Annotated in this window: 8 protein-coding genes; 3 read left to right on the top strand and 5 right to left on the bottom strand. The window is 64.7% G+C overall.

The features are described 5' to 3' along the window. Positions 1 to 463: hypothetical protein (locus ON23_RS28530; protein WP_306307148.1), on the top strand; the 463-nt coding region annotated here is incomplete at its 5' end. Positions 464 to 520: 57 nt separating this feature from the next. Here the strand turns inward: ON23_RS28530 and ON23_RS28525 are convergent. Next, positions 521 to 808 carry a hypothetical protein gene (locus ON23_RS28525; protein ID WP_039782047.1) on the bottom strand — a complete coding sequence of 96 codons (288 nt, stop codon included), beginning with the start codon at positions 806 to 808 and terminating at the stop codon, positions 521 to 523. Positions 809 to 988: 180 nt separating this feature from the next. On the opposite strand from ON23_RS28525, the gene ON23_RS28520 reads away from it, so the two are divergent. Further along, positions 989 to 1,348 (top strand): hypothetical protein, encoded by a 360-nt coding sequence (locus ON23_RS28520; protein ID WP_039782046.1) that lies wholly within the window; start codon positions 989 to 991, stop codon positions 1,346 to 1,348. Positions 1,349 to 1,423: 75 nt separating this feature from the next. On the opposite strand, the gene ON23_RS28515 is transcribed toward ON23_RS28520, so the two are convergent. Further along, on the bottom strand, positions 1,424 to 2,410 hold the full coding sequence (locus ON23_RS28515) for a hypothetical protein (protein WP_143860631.1): 987 nt from the start codon (positions 2,408 to 2,410) through the stop codon (positions 1,424 to 1,426). A gap of 439 nt (positions 2,411 to 2,849) precedes the next feature. Next, complete coding sequence (locus ON23_RS28510) at positions 2,850 to 3,578, bottom strand: hypothetical protein (protein WP_039782044.1); 729 nt, start codon at positions 3,576 to 3,578, stop codon at positions 2,850 to 2,852. Positions 3,579 to 3,727: 149 nt separating this feature from the next. Here ON23_RS28510 and ON23_RS28505 point away from each other — a divergent pair, with 149 nt between their 5' ends. Further along, the gene (locus tag ON23_RS28505) at positions 3,728 to 4,033 is read left to right on the top strand and encodes a hypothetical protein (RefSeq protein WP_039782043.1); all 306 of its coding nucleotides are present in this window, start codon (positions 3,728 to 3,730) and stop codon (positions 4,031 to 4,033) included. A gap of 138 nt (positions 4,034 to 4,171) precedes the next feature. Here ON23_RS28505 and ON23_RS38135 read toward each other — a convergent pair whose 3' ends face one another. Continuing rightward, on the bottom strand, positions 4,172 to 4,429 hold the full coding sequence (locus ON23_RS38135) for a hypothetical protein (protein WP_143860633.1): 258 nt from the start codon (positions 4,427 to 4,429) through the stop codon (positions 4,172 to 4,174). Between the two features lie 70 nt (positions 4,430 to 4,499). Further along, positions 4,500 to 4,785, bottom strand: a 286-nt coding sequence (locus ON23_RS38985; protein WP_039782042.1) for a hypothetical protein, incomplete at its 5' end; no start/stop codon positions are given.

Raw genomic sequence — 4,785 nt, 5'->3', positions numbered from 1 at the left:
GACAGCCCCAGCCGACGAGCCGGCCAGGGAACTGCCACAACAGATTTCGAAGGAGACCACGATGTCCGCCACCCTCGCTTTGACCGCCCAGGATCAGCTCACCGTGCGCACCGCTGCCTACGGCGCGGTGTCTCTGCTGGCCGCCGGATCGAGCAAGCCCCACAAGGCCGCTACCGCGGGATCGACGGCGCTGCTGTCGGCGACCGGCACGGTCGGACACGTCCTCGCGGCAAAGTCGAAGGACGTCAAACTGGCGGGGAAGTCGGTCGCCGAACTCGCCGATCAGGTTCTGCCTTCCCTGACGGCCGCGGTCGCTGTGCTCGGACAGTCCGATCCCGCCGAGGCCGACAACTTCCGCACCACCGTGCAGGTCGCGATCGAGGCCGCCACCGCCGACGTCCGCCCCGGCCCGGTCACCACCGAGATGATCCGCAAGATCACCACCGCCATGCACACCGCGTAACACGTCAAGGCCGTGCCACCGGACCGCACATCCGAACCCGCCGAGGCGCTTTCGCGGTCAGCAGGACGGCTCGAACGGGTAGCACGGATGTGCCGGCGTGGCCGCCGTCGTCGGCAGGACACGCGGCGGCGCTACCACGGAGGTTGTCACCTGACCGGGTGCGGTGTCGCCGCCGGTGTGGGTGGTGTGAGCGTGGGTAAGAGGAAGGACTACCAGCAGCAGGACCACACCACCCACCAGCGCGCCGAGGAAGGCCAAGATCGGCGAGGGCGAGGTGCTGCGATAGCCGTGGAAGTACGGGCTGTTGTAGGTCCCCAGCCGGGCGCGGCCGCGCCGCGGGCTCACCGGACAGACCCCTCGACGTGATTCCCGCGCGGTGTGTGTCCCTGCGGCCGGTCCCCTGCACAGCCTCGATCCCCATACCGGAAGTATCCCAGCAGGCACCGACTCGACCGGTCGAACAGGACGCCCGGATCTGTTGGGGCGCTAGGCTGATCGCGGCATCGGCCGACAACAGGGGACAACATGGGCAGCAGTGCAGACTTCGGCGCCGGGATGGTGCGGTACACGGTATTTGTCGTCGTCCCTGCACCCGACGACCCGGACGAAGTCGACTCCTTCCAGTTCGTGGCCACCGCGCCCTTCCTGCCCCGGACCGGGGAAAGCCTCGAATTCGACGGCCCCGGCGGGTTCGGGTTGTCACTGCTCGTCACCGAAGTGACGCACTGGTTCTTCGACGCCGCCGATGCGCCTGGCCAGCCCTTCAAGCTGGTCGTCGAGGGCAAGCCGGTGCCCACCGGGCTCGCCGACGCGCAGAAGCTGCTCGACCCCGCTGCCCTCGAACACTGGGTTCAGCAGTACCCCACACTCGAACTGTCCGCCTGATTCCTGGTCGTCACCTCGCATGGCAGAAGGCGGTTCGGCCTCGGCATCCACGAATCGCGATATCCGACAGCAAATTCAGGTGGAGCTGTCCGGCTGCGAGGCGCTGTCGGAGAGTTTCGCGTCGTTGATCAGGGTGTAGATGCTGCGAACCTTCTTGCTGGTGAGCGCGCGGGTGTTGTTCGGGCTGTTGGCCACGAGCCGCTTGGTCACCTTCAGCAGTCCTCGGGCTTGGAGTTCGCTGGTGCCGCGAGCGCGGGTGGCCGGCGAGATCCCGTACCGCTCGGGGAACTTCTGGGTGGACCACCAGATCTCTTTGCCCTCACTGGCGCGGCTGTTGGACATCAAGATCAGCAGCATCGCCAGCGCGGCCGACGACATCGCCTGGATGTGGCCGTTGGTCCACAGTGTCAGCGGCAGCCTGCTGTAGAGGTTGGCGTCCATCTCCTTCTCGAACTTCTTCTTCCGTTCCGCCGATTTGGCCTTCTCCGCCAGCGTTTTCGCGTGGTAGTACGCGGTGGAGGGAAGCTGGTAGGCCGCCCCGCTGCCGCTCTCATCCAGCAGTGCCACGGTGGACGGCTCACCGGGCACGCGGGTGATCGACACCAGGCGGGCCTGCTCGAGCGTGCGCAGCGCATCGCTCACGCGCCGAGCGCCCTTGGTCTCGGGATCCGGCAGCGCCAGCAGCTCAGCCCACAGCCGGGCCGAGTAGTTGGTGGTGTGCGGTGCGCCGGCGGCACGCCAGATCAGCGCGAGATACAACTTCACCGGCACCCCACCACCGCGGCCGCCGGCACCGATGATCCGAGCCATCGGCGCCTTCGGGGTCGAGTCGCCCTCACCGGGCGGCGCGGCATGGGTGAACGACCACCGCAGCGGGATCGACCTACGCCCAGGCGATGTCGTCTCGATGTTCCTCGCGATCTCGAGCGACGACTCGGGCACATCAGGAGGCAGGCACGGCGCCGCCGACCCCAGCAGCTCCTCGATGGTCACCGCCGACTTGGCCAGCTCGGCGAACGTGCCGCCTTGCTTGGCCTGGTCAGCTGTCTTTGATGTCCTCACTACTTCTCTATCCTAGCGAGGCCCTACCTATCTACTAACGTAGTGGCCTCTTCGCTGCAAGCGTCATAGCGACTTTCCTGCAAAGGTTTCTCTATTCCTCCGACTATACATACCTGCGTGTGTATTAGCAGGTGAGACAGGACATTTGACTTTTCTCGTGTCTGGGTCGGTGTGCTACGATCTAGCCAGAGATCAAAAGAGCGTTGAGTCAGCAAACGTGGGGCCTGGAAATCCAGCCAGTCAGCACGCCGCGCGGCACACCGCCTAGGCGGTCTCGAGCGTGGCGTGACGGCAACGGTCAGACCACCTGCTACGGCAAGACCGGCTCCCCAGGCCGGGTCTTCCCAAGGGCAGGGCGCTACGCGTACGAAGGGACGCCCGTGGAAAGGCGTCCCTTCGTCGTTTCGGGCCTAACGCCGGTCCAGCGGCGCGCCCCACGTCACCGCCGCGGGTTCTCCTCCATGTCGTCCCACGGCGTTGACGGGAAGCCCGCCGCGCGCATCTCCTCTCGAGACTCCTCTACGTAGTCGTTCACCTGCCGCTTGAGGTTGGCGAGGAAACTGATCGTCTTCTCCTGGGCTTCGGAGGCGGTGTACTGCTCCTTGCCGACCTCGGCCCGGAACACGTTGATGAAGTTCTCGATCTCGTCGGCAGCCGCCTTCCGCGTGACGGGCTGCGCGAGCGGTTCCGTCGTCGCCCTCAGCACGGCGAGCATCGCGGCATTGAGTTTCACCGCCGCGTCGATCACGTTCTTCGGAGCAACCATCCGCAACCTGTTGTACGGCTGGACGATTCGTTTGTTCTCCTCCGCCACCTTCGAGGCGTGGTCGATCTTGTCATCCGCCTTCGGGTCGGGCGCGCCGGCGCGGTTGAAGACCATGTCCCGGAAGGCGTTGAACGCACCCTTGATATCGACCGAGTTCATCAAGATCTCGTTGCAGACGGACACGTACTCCATGGCGACGTTGTAGAGGCTCTCCTCGTCCCGGATTTTGTTCTCACGTGCCTCTTTGCGGTCCAGAACCCTGTCCTCTTGGGCGAACTTGCGCTTGTCGCTGGCGCGTACAGCCCGGGCAGTGATGATCGGTGTGACGATGCCGGAGACGAGTGCGCCGGAAGGGAAGCCCGCCCAGAACTCGTGGGTGGTGAGCACGTGAGTCCAACTCATGGCGCTAACCGTATTCCCGGAAGCCGACATACTGGTTGCTGCCGCGTTTTCGGGGGCAGGCAACTTGTCGTTGCCCGCACGTAGCCTGGTGGGTTAGTCCTGGGCAAACTCGCCCAGGACCACTCGACTAGTGAAAGGTCCCAGGAGAGATGGGATTTCCGATCACGATCCCCGCGCCCACGACGATCCTGTCCCGTACGGCGCCCATCGAAGAGCTCGCCAGCTACGACAAGCGGGATGAGACTCTAATCATCGAGCTCGGCGAGATCGATCAGGCCGGGGTCACCTACACGCGCAGCGCTCTGGTGAAGACCATCACCGCCAAGTTCGATCGCGCAGCGGATCCGCAGCGGACTATCGTCGTCGAGTTCGCACACCCGGATCTCGAGCCGCGAACTTTCCCACTCGGTGAACAGGTCACCGTCCACTACCTCACCTACGAGCACCTTCAATAGACGCGACGCAGCCCTTCTGACCGCCGAACCCACCTCTTGAGGGGGCGGCGGTCAGGAAGGCCATCAGTTCAGTCCGGAAATGTCAGTCCTCGGCGGGCAGGTCTGCGAAGCGAAAGTCTTTGTACGTCTTGTGCGGTCTCAACTGACGACCGTTCTGAGTCTTGGCGAGCAGATCGAGAATCTTGTGACAGCCTCGCTGTCTAGGCCCGCTGCCTCGCATTCACGCTTGAGGGCATCAGGCGAGACACGGTGCCGCCCCCACCGGCGCCGCACATTCATCATGTCGGCCTTGAGCTTCGCCTCTTCGTTCCATTTGAAGTATCCGGACAGGCGCGCATTCTCGGCGAGGTATCGCACAGCCTCACGTACGTCGGCGGGCAGTTCGTCGGTGCTCATAACCAATAATCTGTTCGTTCCGCGGTTGCGTTATGCCAATCGCTGCGGTCGCCGCGCCCCACCAGCCCTCTCAAGGAGTCTTCTCGCTGTTGGGCTGTGGCTCGGCGAGGTATCGGTACAAGGTGGCCCTGCGGACGCGCGAGATCCGACCCGTGCGCAGAGCGGCCCCATGCGATCCCGTCCCGCCCGATCGGCGTCGCTCCTGGCCCTGCTCGGCGGACTGTCGGCGCTTGTCGTCGACGTCTACCTGTACTGAACGCGCCGGTGTTTCGTCTTCGACCGTCAGCCCCCGCTTATCGGCGACCAGAAACCACATGGAGTGAGCCGAGTGTTCGAGAAACCGATCGATTTCCGAC

This window comes from Nocardia cerradoensis NBRC 101014, from assembly GCF_000308535.1.
GTDB lineage: Bacteria > Actinomycetota > Actinomycetes > Mycobacteriales > Mycobacteriaceae > Nocardia > Nocardia cerradoensis.
This window is presented reverse-complemented; position numbering and strand designations above follow the sequence as displayed.